General features: G+C 54.5%; 15 protein-coding genes. 4 read left to right on the plus strand and 11 right to left on the minus strand.

Annotated elements, in window-relative coordinates:
* Positions 1 to 185 precede the first annotated feature (185 nt).
* The 3 genes from eat (at position 186) to J5M57_RS12610 (ending at position 2,669) form a co-directional block, all read left to right on the plus strand.
* The gene (gene eat / locus J5M57_RS12600) at positions 186 to 1,550 is read left to right on the plus strand and encodes an ethanolamine permease (protein WP_207848107.1); all 1,365 of its coding nucleotides are present in this window, start codon (positions 186 to 188) and stop codon (positions 1,548 to 1,550) included.
* 221 nt (positions 1,551 to 1,771) lie between these two features.
* On the plus strand, positions 1,772 to 1,939 hold the full coding sequence (locus J5M57_RS12605; RefSeq protein WP_003226857.1) for a DUF2897 family protein: 168 nt from the start codon (positions 1,772 to 1,774) through the stop codon (positions 1,937 to 1,939).
* Positions 1,940 to 2,111: 172 nt separating this feature from the next.
* Positions 2,112 to 2,669: a TetR/AcrR family transcriptional regulator gene (locus J5M57_RS12610; protein ID WP_169842039.1), complete on the plus strand. Its 558-nt coding sequence runs from the start codon at positions 2,112 to 2,114 to the stop codon at positions 2,667 to 2,669.
* Here the strand turns inward: J5M57_RS12610 and fabF are convergent.
* The 4 genes from fabF to J5M57_RS12630 all read right to left on the minus strand — a co-directional run bounded on the left by fabF (position 2,666) and on the right by J5M57_RS12630 (position 7,408).
* Positions 2,666 to 3,940 (minus strand): beta-ketoacyl-ACP synthase II, encoded by a 1,275-nt coding sequence (gene fabF, locus J5M57_RS12615; protein ID WP_207848106.1) that lies wholly within the window; start codon positions 3,938 to 3,940, stop codon positions 2,666 to 2,668. The genes J5M57_RS12610 and fabF overlap by 4 nt on opposite strands.
* 17 nt (positions 3,941 to 3,957) lie before the next feature.
* Positions 3,958 to 4,755, minus strand: coding sequence for an SDR family oxidoreductase (locus J5M57_RS12620; RefSeq protein ID WP_169842041.1), 798 nt, complete (start codon positions 4,753 to 4,755; stop codon positions 3,958 to 3,960).
* 212 nt (positions 4,756 to 4,967) lie between these two features.
* Positions 4,968 to 5,303, minus strand: coding sequence for a helix-hairpin-helix domain-containing protein (locus J5M57_RS12625; protein WP_207848105.1), 336 nt, complete (start codon positions 5,301 to 5,303; stop codon positions 4,968 to 4,970).
* Positions 5,304 to 5,413: 110 nt separating this feature from the next.
* A complete protein-coding gene (locus J5M57_RS12630; RefSeq protein WP_207848104.1) occupies positions 5,414 to 7,408 on the minus strand; it encodes a nucleoside-diphosphate sugar epimerase/dehydratase in 1,995 nt (664 codons plus the stop codon).
* 256 nt (positions 7,409 to 7,664) lie between these two features.
* Here J5M57_RS12630 and J5M57_RS12635 point away from each other — a divergent pair, with 256 nt between their 5' ends.
* The gene (locus J5M57_RS12635) at positions 7,665 to 8,798 is read left to right on the plus strand and encodes an acyltransferase (RefSeq protein WP_207848103.1); all 1,134 of its coding nucleotides are present in this window, start codon (positions 7,665 to 7,667) and stop codon (positions 8,796 to 8,798) included.
* Positions 8,799 to 8,967: 169 nt separating this feature from the next.
* On the opposite strand, the gene J5M57_RS12640 is transcribed toward J5M57_RS12635, so the two are convergent.
* The 7 genes from J5M57_RS12640 to J5M57_RS12670 are packed head-to-tail and all read right to left on the minus strand — an operon-like array spanning position 8,968 to position 20,935.
* Positions 8,968 to 10,068, minus strand: a complete 1,101-nt coding sequence (locus J5M57_RS12640) for a glycosyl transferase (RefSeq protein WP_207848102.1) — start codon at positions 10,066 to 10,068, stop codon at positions 8,968 to 8,970.
* Positions 10,068 to 11,168, minus strand: coding sequence for a UDP-N-acetylglucosamine 2-epimerase (non-hydrolyzing) (gene wecB, locus J5M57_RS12645; RefSeq protein ID WP_169842046.1), 1,101 nt, complete (start codon positions 11,166 to 11,168; stop codon positions 10,068 to 10,070). The genes J5M57_RS12640 and wecB overlap by 1 nt, the downstream gene beginning before the upstream one ends.
* A gap of 24 nt (positions 11,169 to 11,192) precedes the next feature.
* Positions 11,193 to 12,449: a hypothetical protein gene (locus J5M57_RS12650; RefSeq protein WP_207848101.1), complete on the minus strand. Its 1,257-nt coding sequence runs from the start codon at positions 12,447 to 12,449 to the stop codon at positions 11,193 to 11,195.
* Positions 12,450 to 16,268 carry a glycosyltransferase gene (locus tag J5M57_RS12655; protein WP_207848100.1) on the minus strand — a complete coding sequence of 1,273 codons (3,819 nt, stop codon included), beginning with the start codon at positions 16,266 to 16,268 and terminating at the stop codon, positions 12,450 to 12,452.
* A complete protein-coding gene (locus J5M57_RS12660; RefSeq protein WP_207848099.1) occupies positions 16,265 to 18,697 on the minus strand; it encodes a methyltransferase domain-containing protein in 2,433 nt (810 codons plus the stop codon). Before J5M57_RS12660 ends, J5M57_RS12655 begins: the two co-directional genes overlap by 4 nt.
* 2 nt (positions 18,698 to 18,699) lie before the next feature.
* The gene (locus J5M57_RS12665) at positions 18,700 to 20,118 is read right to left on the minus strand and encodes an ABC transporter ATP-binding protein (protein ID WP_169842049.1); all 1,419 of its coding nucleotides are present in this window, start codon (positions 20,116 to 20,118) and stop codon (positions 18,700 to 18,702) included.
* Positions 20,108 to 20,935: an ABC transporter permease gene (locus J5M57_RS12670; RefSeq protein WP_169842050.1), complete on the minus strand. Its 828-nt coding sequence runs from the start codon at positions 20,933 to 20,935 to the stop codon at positions 20,108 to 20,110. The genes J5M57_RS12665 and J5M57_RS12670 overlap by 11 nt, the downstream gene beginning before the upstream one ends.
* Positions 20,936 to 20,982 lie beyond the last annotated feature (47 nt).

A 20,982-nucleotide genomic window follows, 5' to 3' on the forward strand; every position in this document is an offset into this window, starting at 1 on the left:
GCCTGCTCGCGATAGCGCAATAACTGGCGACAACGCACCCAACTGGCGCACAAATATGTTGGCATCCAGCCGCGAACATCCCCGATACGACAGCTTTCAACTCATTACGACTTGTTTCACAGTAATGGCACGCCCACTGCACACGCCCTCCCCCGAGCTTTCCAAACCGTTCAGGGAGCATGCGCATGAACACACAACTCAAACCCACGCTGGGCACATTGCACCTGTGGGGCATCGCCGTCGGGCTGGTGATTTCCGGTGAGTATTTCGGCTGGAGTTACGGCTGGGGCGTGGCCGGCACGCTGGGCTTTCTGGTGACCTCGTTCATGGTCGCCACCATGTACACCTGCTTCATCTTCAGCTTTACCGAACTGACCACGGCGATTCCCCACGCGGGTGGGCCATTCGCCTACAGCCGACGGGCGTTCGGTGAAAAAGGCGGACTGATCGCCGGGCTGGCGACGCTGATCGAATTCGTCTTCGCACCGCCGGCCATCGCCCTGGCAATTGGCGCCTATCTGAATGTGCAGTTTCCGGCACTCGATCCGAAACACGCGGCGGTCGGCGCCTACATCGTGTTCATGACCCTGAACATTCTCGGAGTGAAACTGGCGGCGACGTTCGAGTTGATCGTCTGCGTGCTGGCGGTGATCGAATTACTGGTGTTCATGGGCGTGGTCGCGCCGGCATTCAGCTTCAGCAGCTTTGCCCTGAATGGCTGGGCCGGTTCCGACGTGTTCGGTGCGCCAGCGATTGCCGGGATGTTCGCCGCGATTCCGTTTGCGATCTGGTTTTTCCTCGCCATCGAAGGCGCGGCGATGGCTGCCGAAGAAGCCAAGGATCCCAAGCGCACAATCCCCAAGGCCTACATCAGTGGCATTCTGACCTTGGTGTTGCTGGCGATGGGCGTGATGTTCTTCGCCGGTGGTGTCGGCGACTGGCGCACCTTGGCGAACATCAACGACCCGTTGCCACAGGCGATGAAAACCGTGGTCGGCGACAACTCCGGCTGGCTGCACATGCTGGTGTGGATCGGCCTGTTCGGTCTGGTGGCAAGTTTCCACGGGATTATCCTCGGCTACTCGCGACAGTTTTTCGCCCTCGCCCGCGCCGGTTACCTGCCGGCCTCGCTGGCGAAACTGTCGCGCTTCCAGACCCCGCACCGGGCAATCATCGCCGGCGGCATCATCGGCATTGCCGCGATCTACAGCGACGGCCTGATCAACCTCGGCGGCATGACCCTCACCGCCGCGATGATCACCATGGCCGTGTTCGGCGCGATCGTGATGTACATCATGAGCATGCTCAGCCTGTTCAAACTGCGCAAATCCGAACCCAATCTCGAGCGTACTTTCCGTGCGCCGTGCTACCCGCTGATTCCGCTGATCGCACTGGTGCTGGCGGTGGTGTGCCTGATCGCCATGGCCTGGTTCAACGCACTGATCGGGCTGATTTTCCTCGGTTTCATGGCAGTCGGCTTCGGCTACTTCCTGCTCACCGGGCAGTTGCGCGCTGACGCTCCGGCCGATGCGATGCTGACCGGCCAATAACCCATCATGTAGGAGCTGCCGAAGGCTGCGATCTTTTGATCTTGTTTTTGAAAAAGCAAAGTCAACAGATCGCAGCCTTCGGCAGCGCCTACAGGGAATTAAGGCGTAGCGGGGATCTCGGGCCTAGAATGGAACCACTGCGAACTGACTTCGCTCAAAAGTGGTATGCAGCATTGCAGGCGAAATCCTCGCCCGTCGAGCTGCCATTAAGGAGAGCCGTTATGCCCTGGTATGCCTGGTTGATTCTGGTCGTTGCAATCGGCTCGATCGTTGGCGGATTAATGATGCTGCGCGACACTGCCAACAAGGTCGAACTGACCGACGAAGAACGCAAGCGCGTTGCGCAGCGCAATGCCGAAGCGGACATCAAGGACGCGCAAGACCGTTGAACGAAAAACCCCGCCTGAATCGGCGGGGTTTGTTTTTTTAGGCACGTTTCGTTGCCGTTACTCGCACATAAGGATCATATTGAACTCAACAACCGAATTTTAAGCAGTAGAAGTACAGTCACCATGTCATTTTCCTTGGTTAAGATGGCGGTCTTGTTGCGGAGAGTTCCACATGCGTTACTCGCAAGATCATAAAGCTCAGACCCATCAGCGAATCATCAAGGAAGCCTCCGCGCGGTTTCGCAAGGACGGCATCGGCGCCACCGGCCTGCAACCGCTGATGAAAGCATTGGGGCTGACCCACGGCGGCTTCTACTCACACTTCAAATCCAAGGACGAACTGGTCGAAAAAGCCCTGCAGGCAGCGAGCGATCAAGTCGACGGCTTGTGCGCCGAGATCTTTGCCCAGGAAAATCCGCTGCACGCGTTTATCGACACCTACCTGTCCGAATGGCATCAGACCTCCCCACACGAAGGCTGCCCGTTGCTGACCATCTCTTCAGAACTGGGCCTGCGCGGGCAGCCAAGCCCGACCAGTGATCATGTGCTCAGCAGTCGACTGGATCAGATCGCAAATACGCTGAACGGCGACAACCGCGCCGACCAGGCCATCGTCATCATGTCGACGCTGGTGGGCGCGCTGTTGCTGTCGCGCAGTGTCGCCGACGTCGAGTTGGCCCAACGCATCCTCGATGTCACTCGCGATCACCTCAAGCAATCACAGGATTAAGCCTGCCAGCGCTTGAACACCACGCTGGCGTTCACTCCGCCAAAACCGAAACCGTTGGATAACGCATATTCGATCGGCATCGGACGTGCTTGGCCGTGAACGATGTCTACGCCTGCGCTCGCCGGGTCCGGGTTGTCGAAATTGAGCGTCGGTGGCACGACCTGATCGCGGATAGCCAACAAGGTGAAGATCGCTTCCAGCCCGCCCGCTGCCCCGAGCAAATGCCCAGTGGCCGACTTGGTCGAGGTCACGGCAATTTTATTCTCGGTGCCGAACAACGCCTTGATGGCGGCCAACTCGCCAAGATCGCCCACCGGGGTGGACGTCGCATGCGCATTGAGATGTTGCACCTGATCCGGCGCGACACCTGCCTGAGCCAGCGCCAACTGCATCGCCCGTCGTGCACCGCTGCCATCTTCCGGCCCGGCAGTGAGGTGATAGGCATCGGCAGTGGTGCCGTAACCGACCAGTTCGGCCAATGGCTGGGCCCCGCGTGCCAGCGCATGTTCCAGCGATTCGATCACCAGCAGACCGGCGCCCTCGCCCATCACGAACCCATCGCGACCGCTGTCGAACGGTCTTGAGGCGCGTTCGGGGGTGTCGTTGTAACCACTGGACAGCGCTCGGGCTGCGGCAAAACCGGCCAGACTGACCCGGTCAATACAGGCTTCCGCACCGCCGCAAACAGCGATATCCGCTTCACCGGCACGAATCATCCGCGCAGCATCGCCAATCGCCTGGACTCCGGCAGCACAGGCAGTCACCGGTGCACCCAGTGGGCCTTTCAAAGCGTGCTGGATCGATACATGTCCGGCTGCCAGATTGACCAGGAATGACGGAATGGTGAACGGCGACAGACGACGTGGGCCGCGACTGTCGGTCGTGCGTACGGCGTCGGCTATTGCACCGAATCCGCCAACACCGGAGCCGATGATCGTTGCGGTGCGTACCTGATCCTGCTCCTCGGACGGTTGCCAACCGGCCTGCGCCAATGCCTGGCGCGCCGCTTCCATGGCGAACAGTATGAAGCGGTCCATTTTCTTCTGTTCCTTCGGTGGCGTGGCGCGATCCGGATCAAAACCGGCCTCGGTATCCTCCGCCACGGTCGACACCATCCCGGCGACCCGGGTCGGCAGATCGGCGCTCACCGCGTCCGGCAAATTGCGCAAGCCCGAGCGCCCGGCCAGCAAACGCTGCCAGACAATTTCGACATCACTGCCCAAAGGCGAAACCAGACCCATGCCTGTCACAACAATTCGTCGCTGACTCATACCGCAGTTACCTCTGATCAGTTTTTGTAGCGTTGAGCCGCCGAGCTGCGCGACAGATTCGGCGCCATGACATGCCGCGCACGTACAAACGCTTGCCATTCACCTTCGTCCGGCAGCGACGGGATAGTAATCAACTCGCCCTGATCCAGACCGGCCAGCGCCGCATCGACCATCTCGCCAGCCTCCATCACCATCTCCGCCGGAATGCCACTGGCGTCGATGCCGGAACGCTCCCAGATTTCGGTGCGGGTAACGCCGGGCAACACCGCTTGCACTTTGACGCCGGTGCCTTCGAGTTCGCTGTTGAGCGACTGGGTCAGGCTCAATACGTAAGCTTTGCTGGCGCTGTAGGTCGCGTTGAAGCGCTCCGGAAACAACGCCACTACCGAGGCTATGTTGATGATCGTGCCGCGACCGGCTTTGGTGAAACTGGCGGCAGCCGCCGAAGCCAGCAGGGTCACGGCCGTGACATTCAACTGAATCAGCCGCTCCAGTTGCTCGGCGTCAGAATTGGCCAGCAGACCGTCGGCCGCCACGCCCGCGTTGTTCACCAACAGACTGATGCCCGAATCACTGCGCAAGCGTTGCTGGAGTTTGAGGACATCGTCCTTTTGCGTCAGGTCTGCTTTGAGCACTTCGACCTTTACACCGTGGGCCTCGCGCAACTGGTTCGCAGCGGTTTCCAGACGTTGCTGATCACGGGCGACCAACAGCAAATCGAAACCACGCGCTGCCAGCCGCTGCGCGTACACCGCACCAATGCCGGAAGAAGCCCCGGTGATGAGGGCTGTACCTTGAGATTGAACTGGACTCATGAGGGCGCTCCTGAAACGGATTGGGATCTGGCCTCCAAGGCTCAATGGCCTGGAGGCGACAGGAATTATTATAGGCATAATCTAAAGGCAATATGATACCCGTAATTTTAAGCTTGCCGACAAACGTAGCAACGCGCCCTTCTGTGTAATCTCAGGCCCCCGAAAACACAAAGGCCGGTCATTGACCGGCCCCTTGGCGTTGAACAATCAGCTTAGTTCACTTCCAGCTTGTCGCGATTGCGATCCAGGATCGCCTTGCCGATGCCCTTGACTTCCAGCAGTTCATCTACTGAGGCGAATGGCCCATTAGCATCACGATACGCAACAATCGCTTTAGCTTTTGCCTCGCCCACCCCGGACAACTGCTTTTGCAGCGTTGCCGCATCCGCGCCGTTGAGATCGACCTTTTCACTCGGAGACGTCGCCACGGTGTCGCTCACCATCGTTGCGTTATCTGTGTTCGGAACAACGGAAGGCGCCGCAACTACGGCGATTGAAGCACTGGTGAGCAAAGCAAAAACCAGAGAGTAGAAAAATCCGTTACGCATTAATGACGCTCCATCATCGTTTGAGAAAGCAGCTTTTCCGAAGCTGCTCTCCAAACTTAGACGATGGATAGCGGGTGTCAAAAATGCGTCTATTACAGAATGTGAAACAATCAGGGTTCGAGACGGCGCTGTTGATAGATCCAGTCGACGATTTCGCCATCAGGGGTGTAGCCGGAGACGGTTTCGCGAAGCAGTTGGCGAACGCGGGAATAATCGTCCTTGTCCACTGCCGAGAGCAGTTCGCCCAATTTGACCTTCAATACCTCCCACGGCAAATGATCCTCGTTGGCAGACATGATCATAGGATGTGGGGTTGCAGCAACATTGTCTCCGATCAACAACTCTTCATAGAGCTTTTCGCCCGGGCGTAAGCCGGTGAATTCTATCGAGATGTCACCTTGCGGATTGCGATCGGAGCGGATGCTCAAACCTGACAGATGGATCATTTTTTCTGCCAATTCAACAATTTTTACCGGCTCGCCCATGTCCAGAACGAAAACGTCCCCACCCTGCCCCATGGAACCGGCCTGGATAACCAGTTGCGCCGATTCAGGGATAGTCATGAAGTAGCGAGTGATTTTCGGGTGAGTGACAGTCAGTGGGCCGCCAGATTTGATTTGGCGGTGAAACAGCGGAATTACTGATCCCGACGAGCCCAGCACATTGCCGAAACGTACCATCGTGAAACGCGTCTTGTTGACCCGGGAAACATTGGCCTTGTCGCCAAACAACACTGGAGCCACTTCACGACTGAGTGCCTGAAGTGTCATTTCAGCCAGTCGCTTGGTACTGCCCATGACATTGGTCGGGCGCACGGCCTTGTCGGTCGAGATCAATACAAAGTTAGAAACACCCGACTGCAGCGCCGCTTGAGCAGTGTTGAGCGTTCCAATCACATTGTTCAACACGCCTTCGGCGATGTTGTGTTCGACCATCGGTACGTGTTTGTAAGCTGCCGCGTGGTAGACCGTGTCGACGCTCCAGGATTTCATCACATCAAGCAACTTGCTCTGATAACGGATTGAGCCAAGAATCGGAATGAGACGAACAGACCGCGACTCCCGGCAACCGCGTTGCTCCAACTCTGACACGATGCTGTAAAGATTGAACTCACTGTGTTCGAACAAGATTAGCGTGGTTGGCGACAGTGAAAATATTTGACGGCAAAGCTCGGATCCAATTGACCCGCCGGCGCCAGTCACCATAACCGTCTTGCCTTTGATGCAGCGCTCGAGCAACTCGGCTTGAGCTGGAACCGCATCACGTCCCAGCAAGTCGGCAATGTCGACTTCCTGAATGTCATCGACCTTTACCCGACCACTGGCCAGATCAGTGAAGTTTGGCACACTGCGAATATGCAGCGGGAACCCTTCCAGCAGGTTGAGAATTTCCCGGCGACGAGCACGCGTCGAGGACGGCAGCGCGAGGAGAATCTCCTGTGCTCCAGTAACGTCGATCATTTGCTGAATGTGCTTGGGCTTGTATACATGAAGGCCCGAAATGGAGCGATCGGCAATACTAGGGTCGTCATCGATAAAAGCGACCGGGCGCATCACTCGACCCATTCGCAACGCTGCAACCAATTGATTACCAGCTACACCTGCGCCATAGACCGCGACTTTAGTCAGCCCGTCGTCTCGACTGGTAAAGGGAACATGTTGGGCGGCGTTAAACCAGTCGCCCATGAAGTACTGGCGCATGCACAATCGCAAGCCGCCGATTATGACAAGGCTGAGCCACCAGTAATTGAAGATGATAGAGCGCGGGACGACGGTTTCGTGATTGCTATACCAGTAAACCACCAACGCGAGGATCAACGAAGAAAGGCTCACTGCTTTGATGATCGCAATAAGTGCATCGTTGCCAAAATACCGCATGACCGCACGGTACATACCGAATCGGATGAAAAGAGGAATGGCAATGACAGGGGCGCACGCGAAGAGCCAGAAGTGAACGCGCAAGGGGTTGTACATATCGTCCAGGCCGAGGCGGACGATAAAGGCCAGCCAAAGTGAAACCCAGACCAACAGGATATCTGTAGATATCTGAATCAGCCGTTTATGCCGACGAGGTAGACTCAGTAAAATCGTGCGTAATTTATCCATAAATCTCTACCGACGAGGTTTGATCTCGCTTATAGGTCTGCGGTGATGTCAGAGGTCTGGCAGGCATCGCCCTCCGCCTGCGTTGGGAAGTTTAACACTCAAGGGGTTGATCCGTTCTCCGATTTCATCGCATAGCTGCCGTTCGGCACGCCAGCATCGCGATTGAGCAGTAAATTCCTGTTTTGGGGAGTGCCCCGGCCATTGTGGTGATTTCATTGTCATGGCATCCTTCGCAGCCTGCAAAAAGGATGAAAAAATGCGCGCCAAACAAATTAATACTCTCACCTCTTTACGGTTCTTCGCGGCCGCACTTGTTGTGATATTCCACTCAAAACACAGCTTCGGTGGCTTTTCATTCGCCGACACCTTTGCGCTCACACAAGCGGTATCAATGTTCTATGTACTATCGGGCTTTATTCTGGCTCATACGCATAAGACCATCACATCAGGACGTGAACTGGGAATGTTTTACGCCAGTCGCTTTGCGAGAATCTGGCCCCTGCACTTAGTCACGGCTGTAGTCGTGATATTCATAATGAAGCATTACAGCTACAGCATACCTATTTGGGACACTATCCTGAACTTCACACTCCTTCAATCCTGGGTGCCCAACCAGGCCACGTACTTTTCATTGAACGGAGTTTCTTGGAGCTTATCCAACGAAATCTTTTTCTATGCTATTTTTCCACTGCTTATTCTGAACATTGAAAAAACCTGGAAAATAAAGCTCGCCATTACAATCGCCATCACTGCCACCATGCTAGTTTCCTTCAAGGACAGCGATGGCGCCTTGATGACCTGGTCTACTTATATTTCACCGTTAACCAGACTAAGCGAGTTCATGCTTGGCATTGCGGCGTATCAGATTTATCTAAAGACCTTTAAAGAGTCGCAAACTTCTACTGCGCTTTTTAGCGGCCTTGAATTGATTGCGGTACTCTTCGCTGGGTTCGCCATGTGGGCGCCAAATCTGCACTTATTCTCTAACCTTCCAGGCAAACTCAATACACCAGTAACAATATGGTCTATTAACTGTGGCGGCGCCTTGGCATTTGCATTTCTGATCGTTGTACTGGCCCAACAACGTGGAATAATTTCAAAAGTTTTGCAAATCCGACCTCTGGTCTACCTGGGCGAAATAAGTTTCGCCCTCTATATGGTTCACCAGATCGTCATCAGGGTTTTTGACATGTATCCATTCCTGACTGCAGGTTTCAGCGCAGTGGGTACTTTTGCTGCGTACTATGCAACGTCAATTGTGGCCTCTGCCATGGCTCACGGAGTCATTGAAAAACCGACCCAAAAACTTATTCTTCGAGCACTTGGGAAGTTCAAGTCAAAATCAGTCAATGACCCTGTGCCGAGCATGCAACAAGGCAGAAATAGTTAAAATACCCGAACAAACATTCCTGGCCTGCTCTCGCGCTTGCAATAAACGAGCCCCACCAGCAGTCGGGAATGTTTGAAATTGCTCTGAAGAGTCACCCGCCTGCTGGGCGACTCTTTAAAGAAAGCTTTGAATTTTGGAGTATCGCCAGAACAGCCCGGAATTTAACGCACTACAGCAAGATATCTGCACTGTCGAATCTGGCAGACCATGTATTATCGGCAATAAAAGTGAAACTGGCTTCGCGGACATCCCGAAACTCTGTAGCGACAACAAGTAAGCGAGCAATATCCATCAGTGACTTGCTGATATATGTGCCCGTGCTGCCCTCGCGAAACCTCATCTCGCCAAAATCCGTCGAAACAACCGGTAACCCCAGGGCTCGGTATTCATAGTACTTGATCGGATCAACCGAAACTGTCAGCTCACTGTTCTTGAACGGTATCAGGCCGACATCGAACTCACACATTGCAGACAGCGCCTCTGCATGGGCACAGGGAGGCAACAACTCGACGTTTGAGGGCAATTCAAAAGGCGGAGGAGTAAATACCGGACCAATCAAACGCACGATATCCCCGGCACGGAGTTTTGCCAGTGCAAGAATCCAGTCCCAGTCAAACCATGCGCCAATGGTGCCAACATATCCGAAAATTTTGCGCTCGCGCTCGATTCCAGAATGACGCGGATGAGGCAATAACGCCTCGTCGAGTGCATTAGGGACGAAGCAAATATTTGCTTTTTTCTGTTCCCAACGCTCTTTCAATGCTGTGCTGGATACCCAGACCTTTTCGACGACTTGTACTAACTGAGCTTCTCGCCGAGACATCGCCAAACGGGATAAACCAGAGTAAAACGCTGGAAAATCATCCATTGCATCGTAGATTGAGTGTTTCGGAGTGAAAACCTCCAAAAACTTCAAAGCCAAGACTGACGGTTTGCCTACGACGATGAGTGGTTCTTGTCCGCCCAGAAAAGCCTTCACCTCCCCTATCAATGTCGACCACAGCCCTCTGTTCAACCAGCCTGACCCGGGCAACGGCTCGATTGGCAGCGCACGTGGCGTCATCACCCTCAGCCAATGAGGCGTGGCCTTAAGCGCTCCCTGCCCCACTGCCCCTGTTCTTTTCAGATCACTGGGTTTCGGAAACCGGGTTGGATAGGGTTCGATCCAGATTACTTGTCGCCCGGTGCGCCGGTGAAACCACTCGACAAATTTGTGAGGGCGCTGGGAAAAACTGGCCCACGGAACAGGCGACAAATAAATCAAACTCATCAGCTAAAGTACTCGCGTAGCGCGTTGACGATGCGCTCTGCACCATGCCCATCACCGTAAGGAGAAACACCACGAGCCATTTCGCGATAGGCCGTTTCGTCGTCCAGCAAACGTTGAGCTTCATTCACGATTGCGTCGTAGTTGGAGCCGACCAGTTTGACGACACCGTGCTCTACCGCTTCAGGGCGCTCTGTTTCTTCACGCAGAACCAGTACAGGCTTACCCAATGCAGGCGCTTCTTCCTGGACACCGCCAGAGTCAGTCAGAATCAGATAAGCACGCTTCATAGCCGCTACGAAAGGGGCGTATTCCAATGGATCGCACAGTACAAAATTGGCAACCGGGCCGAGCAACTCATGGGCAACATCCTTGACGTTAGGGTTTGGATGCACCGGATACAGGAACTGAACGTCTGGATTGTTTTCGGCCAAGGTGCGCAACGCACGGCAAATATTCAGGAACGGTTCACCGAAGTTTTCACGACGGTGCGAGGTCACAAGTACCAGCCGCTTGCCTGGATCAAGCTCAATCCCCAATTCCAGATCCTTGGCAGCCGTCATGAGCAGCGCATCGATCACGGTATTGCCCGTGACGATGATATCGGCGTCTGGAACGCCTTCGCGCAAAAGGTTCTGACGGGAGCCTTCGGTCGGCGCGAAGTGCCAGCGAGCGAGCTTGCCAGCGATGACGCGGTTGGCTTCTTCCGGGAAGGGGTTCTGCATATCCCAGGTGCGCAGTCCAGCTTCTACGTGACCAATTGGAATTCTGTGGTAGAAACAGGCAAGGGCAACGGTCATTACAGTTGTTGTATCACCCTGAACCAGAACGATCTCCGGCTTCTCGGCGCTCAGAACATCATCCATTTCCAGTAACAGGCGCGCCGTCAACGTGGTCAGAGCCTGGTTCGGGCGCATGATGTTCAGGTCGATGTCTTGCTCAATACCGAAAAAGCTCATGACCTGATCAAGCATATGACGATGCTGGGCGGTAGCGAGAACCCGCACATCGGCCCAAGGCTCATTTTTCAACGCCAGAATGACCGGGGCCATTTTGATCGCTTCCGGACGGGTCCCAACAACGCAAAGTATTTTTCGTTTCACAAGAGTATTCCCACAAATCAGTTATTAGCTTTCGAGACTTTGGAGCTTGTCTGCATAGACTGCCGCTCTGACGTCCCAGCTGTTCTGATCAGCCAAGGTACGTAGCCGCTCACGATACGCCTGATCGCTGCAGACGTTGAGCGCTTGGCGGATCGCCGCGGTGAGCCCGGCAGCGTCGCCACCGGAGAAGACCTCTGGATAAACCGTGCACTCATTCATATCGGCCGTCACGACGACCGGTTTCTCAAGCGCAAAGTACTCATAAAGTTTCAACGGAGAGGTAGATCGCGCAACATCGCCCGGCTTGAACGGAATAAAGCAGGCGTCAAACAAGCGGGCAGACGCAGGTAGCTGGGCATAGTTGATCGGACCAAGATAAAGCACATTCGCGCGCTGCGGCAACAACGGGACGCAACCGCTGTAGTCCGGCCCGATAAACACGAATCCCACATCCGGCATCCCGGCGCAAACCTGCTCGACCATTTCATACCAGAGCCATGGGGCAATGGCACCAAAGTAGCCGACGATGTGCCTGTATCGACCTCTGAATTCGGTGAGTGCCTGGGGGACAGAGACGTCCTGTTGTGCCGCACGATAATGTGCCACGTCTACGCCGTTGGGGACGCACACGCAACGCCTGTCCCCGCAAGCTGCCAGAGCCTCCTTCTGGAGAGCTGTAGCCGAGGAGACAATGACATCGGCCTCCCCTTCAAACGCAGCAGCTTTCAGATCAAGCAGTCGACGGATGGCGCCCTTGCCACCGGAAATGGAGGCATCTATATGGTCGATGTATTCGTAGACCACCCGGCCCCGAGTACGTGCAACCGCCATCGCCTCACGAGTGGCCAGAAGTGAAGTGCTGTAAAAGCAGCGCACCGCACCGGGAATGGCATTCACGGCCGCATCATTGGCGATCCATACATTTTCGGCCACTTGCCTGAAGCCCAGAACGTCATCACCCGTTGTCTGAAAGACAACTAGACAGTTGAGACGACCCAGTGCCATTGCCATGTGATGTGGACGCTGAAACAGCGTTATCCCCCAGTCGACATTCGCTTCGAAAATGACGACAAGACGATAGCTGGCTGCGTTCAGCACTTGGCTCTGAAACTCGGCGCCTGTCAGGTCTCCGGCTCGGATCGAAGTTCGCACGCTACGGCTGCGCAGCCATCGAACAATCGCATGCCGAACACCGTGCAGCCGGTTACGCAAGGTAGCCGGCAACAACCAGAAACAACGGCGAGCCAGTGAGTGCACTGAAATACGTGAACGATTGGCCATTTAACCGAGCTTCATCGAGAGAGGTTCACTCACCTGCAGTGTTTGACCACCGATCAGTTGCTGAACGAGTTTCACGTAACGTTGGTAAGTGCGCTCTTTGTCGAGTCCTTCAAGCTCACGTTCCGAGAATTGCGGACGAACGCCATTGTTCAGGACACGCAACATGGCCTCGGCCAGACGCTGTTCAAACTGCGCGTTGGAGCGCATCTCAGTAACGCTTCCGGTGAATTGCGCCATGTCATAAACAGGATCGACAAGCTCAATACCAGCATGCTTTGCAAAGTGCGAGGCACAGCCAACATTGGACATGGCAACCGGAATATTCGCTTTGATCGCCTCAAGCAAAGTCAGTGGCCCGCCTTCGAAAAAGGTCGCGGAAGTAAAAGCATCAGCCATGGCCAGGTATTCATGAACTTCGGTCGCAGAGCCGCAATATGTGACACGTTCCTGCAAACCGTGCGCTTCGACATAGGCGAGCATCTCGGCGAGCAACTGCGGTTCGTAGACCGGCCCCAGAATGAACAGGCGAAGTTTGTCAGTCGAGCGTGCCGCAATCTCGAACGCCTTGATGGCGCCCAGATGATTTTTCTGGTGGTTGATCGAACCGATGTCGATGAAAGCAAATTCATCGTCAGCAATACCGTACTGCGCACGCAGGCGAGCACGTGCGGTGTCCCGGTCCAGCTCGTCGAATGGCTTGAAATCAATGCCGTTAGGAATGACCACGCAGCTCTGTGCGGGCACGCCCAGACGAGAAACGCTGTAATCCTTCACTTGCTGCGATACCGCAACAAAAGCACTTGTCTTCTGCGCTACCGAAGCAAACTCCTGACGCTGCTGATCGTTGAGCCACATGTAAATATTGTGAATGACCTGCACGAACCCGATACCTTTATCTCGGTAGACATCTGCACCACTAAACGAGTAATGAGCCAAGACAAGTTTGGGCTGCAACTGGTCGATCAACTCGCCATGGGATTGCGCCGAGTAAGGACGGCACACCACCATCTGACCTGTATCGCGGGCCCGTTGGACCGCCGCGCCTTGAGTGCCCTGAACAAGCAGCACGACACGCAGCCCGGCCTTGATCATTGTCTCGTTGAGATCAAGGACAACATTTTCCAGACCGCCAGCCTCAAAGTTATCAACTTGAACCAAAACGTCACAGGTCGGCAGAGTCTCATGCACAACTTCGTACGCAGGGTTAACGTCGACTGTCTGGACCAGCGGTTGCGACTTTCCCAGGATTGGACGCAGAACACGCCAGACCTTGCGTGCAGCACGCCCTTGGAGGGTGCCCGCAGGCAGCACGCGCCGCGCGATGTCAGCAACGAACTGGCGCACATTTACTTTTCGCATATTCAGCTTGCGCGAGTTACGAACTGGCGGTGTGAAATAGGCAAAGATCTGGTCGGCGCCCGTCTGGCGCACCTCCTTCAAACGCTCGTAAACCGAAAGGTTCGCTTCTGCCAACGCCACTCGCTCTGCTTCATCAGGCAAACTGCCGGCGAGGAAGTTCTCCAGAGTGATGTAGTGCATCCCCAACGTCTTGAAATCACCAATGTCTTCGCAGTCGACGATCGGCACGATACCCATTGCAAGGTATTCAACGAGCTTCGTCGGGCAGGCCGCACGGTTGACGATGATGTCTTCCCGAAGGATGAACCCGTAGTGGCACTGCGGATAAAGCGTCATCAGTTCAGCGTGGGTTTTACCCTCGACAACCACAGACCCCAGCAACTCTGCCGGCAGCATGTCTTTGACAATCTGAGGCTCCGGGCAATAGAAGCGATGATTGCACCGATCGGCAGTGCGGATGATTGCATCAATCATCTTTGGAACTTGCTGCCACTTGTGCAGGCCACCCGCATAAACCACGACCGGCTTGCCGTCGATAAGCGGACGGGTTGCGTGTGTCGGGGTGAAGCGAGGGAAGATCGGGAAAGAAACCGAACGTGCTTTCAGTGCTCCTCGAAACTTCTGCTGGAGATAGTTCTTCATCGCTTCGGTTACAACGATGACGATACCGGCCTTCTCTACAGCAAGCCGCTCCTCCTTCTCGTAAAGAACAGCACTGAAGAAATCGTTGTGCATACGGAATTCTTCAGGCACCACACCGTGAATATCTATAGCCTTGCGAATGAACGGCAGATGCATGAGTTTGCCAAAGCGGTTGTCGTACATACGCAACACACTGTGGAAGTAAATTTTCCGGCAACGCAGAACGGCCATCAGGGCCAGCATGCGCACGAGCATTCTGCGCTTCTTGGAACCATTGATTCGCAGCACCAGCACATTAGGCTCAGGCCGATCAAACCAAATGTTGCGCCCCTTCAGCTCGTCACTTTCAACATAGACGCGCCACCGATCAGCAAACATGCGATCAACAATCTGAATACGCTGAAAGTAACCATCGCTTTGACGCTCAGGGTAGAAATACCCGCCAAAGAAGACGATGCCATCAAACTTCAGAATGAAATTCAGGCTGCGGCGCACGAACCACAGCAACCGACCCAGGCGGGTTTCAGGGCGTGCAGAAAATGCCGCAGAAGTGGCCGGCGGCGGGAGGTCGACGCCGCTGGTACCGTCCTCGGCTGGGGAGGTGATGAACGTGTGGATGGCGAAATTGCAATCCACCCGCTCATAGACCCCGGTCGCGATGGTTCCAAGATCCGTTTTGAGCGCAGCAGCCTCGTCGGCGCCTACGACCCCACCCGTCAATGCACGCTGAATACGCGCGACGACCTTATCCCAGAGTGAGATCAAATCCCCATAGGAACGTGCAGAAGACACGGCCTTCAGGAGCGCCTCAGGCACAACACGCCCCTGAGCTGCCAACGCCTCGGTCAGTTTGCTGAATTCCGACTCAAAGTAGCTGATCTGTTTCCCAAGATTGTCTACGTACAGCTCAAAAAAAGGAGCTTGCAAAGAAAGCAGCTCTTGATGCGACAGCGCAAATTCGACATCCATTGCAAAAGAGACGATCGGCTTCTCCGGGCGTCGACGCCAGGTTATGCCGTGCTTTTGTTCCAGGAATGCCTTGTTGCGCTGTGCTCGCTCGCTGAAATACTGATATTGCAACTGGCCAAACGATGCCGATCCCCAGTGGTGGATAAACACATCTCGCGCCAAATGAATTTCGTAACCAGCGTTACGTGCGCGCAGGCAATAATCGTCATCTTCAAATCCGCCCGGGAAGAACGTATCGTCAAGCAGACCGATTTTTTCAAAGGCCGCCTTGGACACCAGAACGCAAAAGAACGTTACGTCCGTTTCAACCAGATTGCCTTTCCAGGCTGATTTCCAGCGCTCGGCAAAATTGGAAACGCGCTGATATACCTTATCGTGCAGAGTCTCTGTGCGATGATCCAGGCACTCAGCAAACTCCAACTGATAGTCGACAGGAACACATTGTTCGCCGTCAGCCTTGTTAGTGACCGCACTGATAAGGTCCGACCCGCTTGCCAGCAGATTGTCCAGCCAGAAATCCGTAACGATGACATCGCTGTTGAGCAAACAGATATGAGTAATTTCTTCGTCGGCAAGAAACTCGGAAATACCGACGTTGTTCCCGCCGGAAAAGCCCAAATTGGTATCTTGCTCGACATAGCGCCACGAAGGCCCCACTTCAGCAATATGATGGGACATCGCTTCGCGAATCTTGTCTCGCTCGCCAGACTCCGAAGCGTTATCGACCAGTATTACTTTGTAGGCAGACTCATTAAAGGCACGTCGCATACTCGCCAACGTGATCCTGACTGCCTCGGAGGCATTGTAGGAAACAATGACAATCCCGGTTTTCGTGATTTTGTTACTCATTTCCTAACTCTCCGCACAATCCCACGCAGGACTCTTTTCCATAACGGCTGCAACGAATCCTGGCTGCCTTGAGCCAACAGACGAACGATTTCTGCATCTCTTTTGGCAACTTCGCCTAAAAGCATCTGGGCATGGGCATCTTGCTTGACGACTTCCTGAGCAAGACTCTGAGCATGCGCATCCAGTCTCATTACCTCCTGAGCAAGACTTTGGGCATGCTTGTCTTGTGCAACGACTTCGCGAGCCAGCTCGTGAGTTCGACTTTCCAGCGTGTTGATTTGCTCAACCAGCCCCCGGCACGCGGAATCTTTCTCTTCCAGTGCTGCAATAAGGCGACTGACGGAGTTGCTTACGTCGTTGAGTTTCTGGTCATGCTCAACGAGCTGACGCTCGAAGAAGCCGCTGGATTCCTGGTATACCAGTCCAGGGCGAAGCGCAACACTGTCCAAAACGGAAAGCTTGTAAGCGGCTCGCGACGCTTTGTCCAGCAACTGAGCCGCTTCCGCGAGCCCAAATGGCAGTGGCGATTGAGGATCACCACTGATATTTAACCAAGACCCGCTAACAAGACGCTGCACCTCGGCTATCGCGCGAACCAGGTAGTTCCGTGCCGCGGACTCATCGCCGTCGGCCACAGCAAACTCCGACAACCAGAACAACGCATCGACGACCTTGTTACCAAGCAATGGGCTGTAAGCCATCACATCAATGCTGGCGCACGCAGTGAAACATTCGATTGCGTCCTGGAAGCGACCGTGTCCACGTGCAAGTTCGCCACCAGCAAAGAGCAGGGAGACCTGCCAACGCAGCTGATGTGGAGACGGATTGGCAATCGCTGCAAAACTTCGAATGTCGGTCAAAAGCGCTTGATAGCGTTCAAAAGGCAGATCAGCCAATTTGGCTTGGTTATAAACTTTGCCGCATAGCGCTGCACCGTAATCAACCGAATCCGGGGCGGCGGTGTTCAACACCCGATCCTGCATGGTCTGCAACAAAGAAACGGAACGCGCGCGTTGGCCCTGAGCAATCATTCCACGCACTAACCAAGGGTTCTGGTAATCGCGGGCGAATGCACTGACCGAAAATTCAGGCGAGTCAGGCAACGCCCATTGCGTTTCCTCATACGGCACCGAGATCCCTTCCAGCGGATCAGCCATGCCCAACACCAGGACCCACTCCGCTTCCTGCTCAGGCGTGCGGTCGACCGGGACAGTCTCCCATTTTCGCGGGGAGTGGTGACACTTCATAGCGCCACCCGCCGTTTGCAACATGCCTTGTTCCAGCAGGAAATGCGTACCGCACTCCTCCACCAGTCGTTCCCAGGTATAAACATGCAAATGGTGAGGATTCGGATCTTTACCGGTTTCGTCCGCCCAGTTATTCGGGGCGCAAACCATCACGCGGCCACCCGGTTTGAGTACGCGTTTTAACTGGAGCAGATACTCCATTGGCTCGGGAACATGCTCGATTGTTTCGAATGCCGCAATGAAGTCGATGCTGTTATCCGCAATTGAGCTGAGCGCTTGAGCGTCACCGACCTCGAACTCGACTTTGCCTGGGCGACCATAGTGGGCATTGGCATAAGCGATGCCAAAATCACTCAGGTCAACACCCAATACCGACTTGGCCTGCGAAGCGGCATACAGCATGTAGCTGCCATAACCAAGGCCGCACGCAACGTCCAGCACACGATCGCCCGGGCGCACGAATTCGGCAGCCTTCTGATAACGGATACAGTGCGCGTCACCACGTCGCCCGACCTCACGCAGCATGTCCGTATGGAGCAGCCGCTCTTCAACCAGAACCGACAAATCGTAATGTCGCAGCGCCTCTGCAGGCACCTTCTCCAGCAATACGAATATCTGACGCCCGTCTTCGTTCAGCGCTTCATAAGGATTGATCTGATAGTACAACTCGTGTTTTCGGAACCCGGCCTCGAAACACTGCGCCTCCCACCAGTCACGCTTGGCGGTCGTCAACAGAGAACGCTCGCCTTCTTCAACGGACGTTGTTATCTGCAGAAAAACATACCGGGCAGATACACGGTACATCTCGCGCAAGGCTGCGGGCACATCTTCAGCGTGAAGATGCTCCAGACAATTGGTTGAAACTACGGTGTCAAACTGGCTGTCAGCGAACGGCAACGATAATGCCGATCCTAGGCTGAACCGCTCGGGAAAACGTTTGTTGGCGGCTGCCACTGCAAGGGACGAAACATCCACCCCAACAGCATTGATGCCCAACGACAGGAGTTCTGAGACCAGCCCTCCCAGACCGCACCCGATATCCAGCACAGAGCCGGCACCGCAAGTTTTCGCAACCCACCTGGATGTCTCGCGAAAATCGCCATTGCTCTCACCCGAGGCAATCACGTCTTCCCAGTAATCGTTATTGAACGAGCTGTAATCAATCGAATTAGTTGGACTCATCATTACCACCTGGCGGCCATATGTAAGTCGGATATTCCACCGAAAAAGTATTCATCCTGCCGCATCAGTGTCTGGAAAAATGCTGCTTCATCTTTCCAGTGCAAAATTCTTTGGGCGGTGTAGTCAGGCTTGCCTTCATAGGAAATGGATGCCTGAATCTCGTAGAGGTTCGAACCTAAAGAGCAATCGCATTCCAGCCAGACATGGAATTGCTCTCCTGCCTTGAGCTGACGCTTCCAGAAAAGCTCGCCCTCACGCAGTCCAGCCAGAATCTGCATATCCTGGTTCAAAGTGCCCCACGAATATATTTTTATCCCTTCACGACTGCGGATACGAACACCGACATTGATGCTGTCAGTATCAATATGTGAAATACAGTTGACCCGAATCCGAATGACGTCGCCGGGGTAGAAAACCGCGCACGGCTCATCATCGGTGCCGAATGTGCCGACAGACAACACTTCAACGCCCCCGTCTCCGAAGGACATCTGATCAGCGCGTCCAGAGACAGCTGGCGCCTGGCTTTTCTCAGAGGATTCGCTCGATTCAGGTGCGGTTTCCGCTTCGCTGGAAGCGCTCGAATCGGCAGGTTTGGAAGCCGAAGCCTGCGCCGTTTCTGCGGCAGGCTGCATCAACTTGGAGAAATAATCCGACTCTTCCTGGTGCAGCAGTTTGCGATAATCGAGCAGGACCTGGGAGGCAGAACCCATCGAAACTTCTCGCCCGCCCTTGAGCAGGATCGCACGATTGGTCAGCGTTCGAACCGACTCCTGATCATGGGAGACAAACAACAGAGTCACGCCATCGGAAAGCAGCTTTTCGATCCGGCCAAAACAGCGTTTCTGAAACAGCGCATCACCAACAGCCAGCGCCTCGTCGACGATCAGAATGTCAGGCTCGATTTGAACCTGCACTGCGAAAGCCAAACGTACCAACATGCCGCTGGAGTAGGTCTTGACCGGTTGATCGAGGTAATCGCCGATATCGGCAAAGGCTGCAATCTTGTCAAAGCGCTCGTCGACCTCATCATGGGTCATACCGAGCAACATGGCGTTGAGATAGACGTTATCACGGCCGGTGAACTCGGGGTTGAAGCCCGATCCCAGCTCGAGCAGTGCCGCGACTCGGCCACGAGTTTCAACAGTACCTACCGTCGGTGCGATGGTTCCTGTGATCAACTGGAGAAGCGTGCTTTTCCCACTACCGTTGCGGCCGACAATACCAAAAGCCTCGCCTTTGCGAATGTCGAACGAAATGTTCTCCAGAGCCCAGTACTCGCGGCAAAACGACGACGGTTCACGTCCTACCAACCGTTGAATCGGTGGAATAATGAACTGCTTCAAACGGTCACGCGGCGTCGCATAAATCTCGTAGCACTTACCAAGACCATTTACGCGGATCGAGTACTCATCAGAGGACATCTGCAAACCCCTTTCGTGTCTTCTGGAACCAAACAAAACCAAACCATGCAATTGCACAGGAGATCAACAGATAGAGCCCCCAGACCCGCCAGTCCATGGATTCCCCCCAATACATGAGACCTCGCGTTTGCTCGACCGCGACAGTGATGGGGCTGACTTGCACTACTGCCTGAAAGCGCTCGGGCAAGCTTTTCAGCGGGTAAAAAACCGGGGACAAAAACATCAGCACCGGTACCAGCGTACTGATGACCTGCGCTACATCGCGCAGGTATACCCCGAGGGAAGCTACGAACCAAGTGACCCCGAGAGTCATGAGGGCCAATGGCAAAAGTATCAGTGGGAAGAACAGTACGCCGAGATGAGGCACACCGTAGAAGATCACATAGAAAACCAGCCAAACCAAAAAGTTCACCATCAGGTGAAAAAGTGCAGACCCCAGCGTCACGATCGGTAATATTTCCAATGGAAATATCACCTTCTTAACATAGTTGACATTCGATAGGATCAAACTTGGAGCGCGGTTCATACACTCTGAAAACAAGTTAAACACCATCAGACCGGCAAACAACACAAGTGCAAACTCAGCCTTTGAATCGCTTCCGCCAACCCAACGAGCCTTGAACACGACACTGAACACAAAAGTATAAACAGCCAACATAAGGACAGGGTTAAAAAAAGACCACAACAACCCCAAAACAGAGCCACTGTATCTTCCGGCAATATCTCTTTTAACCAGGCTATATATCAAACCACGATTTTTTCTGATAGAACGAAACAATGTAATGGGGGATGTTGAGCGAACAGCGTGCGGGTTCATGCGTAGCCCTTTGTGTTTTCTGTCAATTTCATTTTTTCTTTCGACCA

The sequence above is a fragment of the Pseudomonas sp. 86_A genome (assembly GCF_017491705.1).
GTDB lineage: Bacteria > Pseudomonadota > Gammaproteobacteria > Pseudomonadales > Pseudomonadaceae > Aquipseudomonas > Aquipseudomonas koreensis.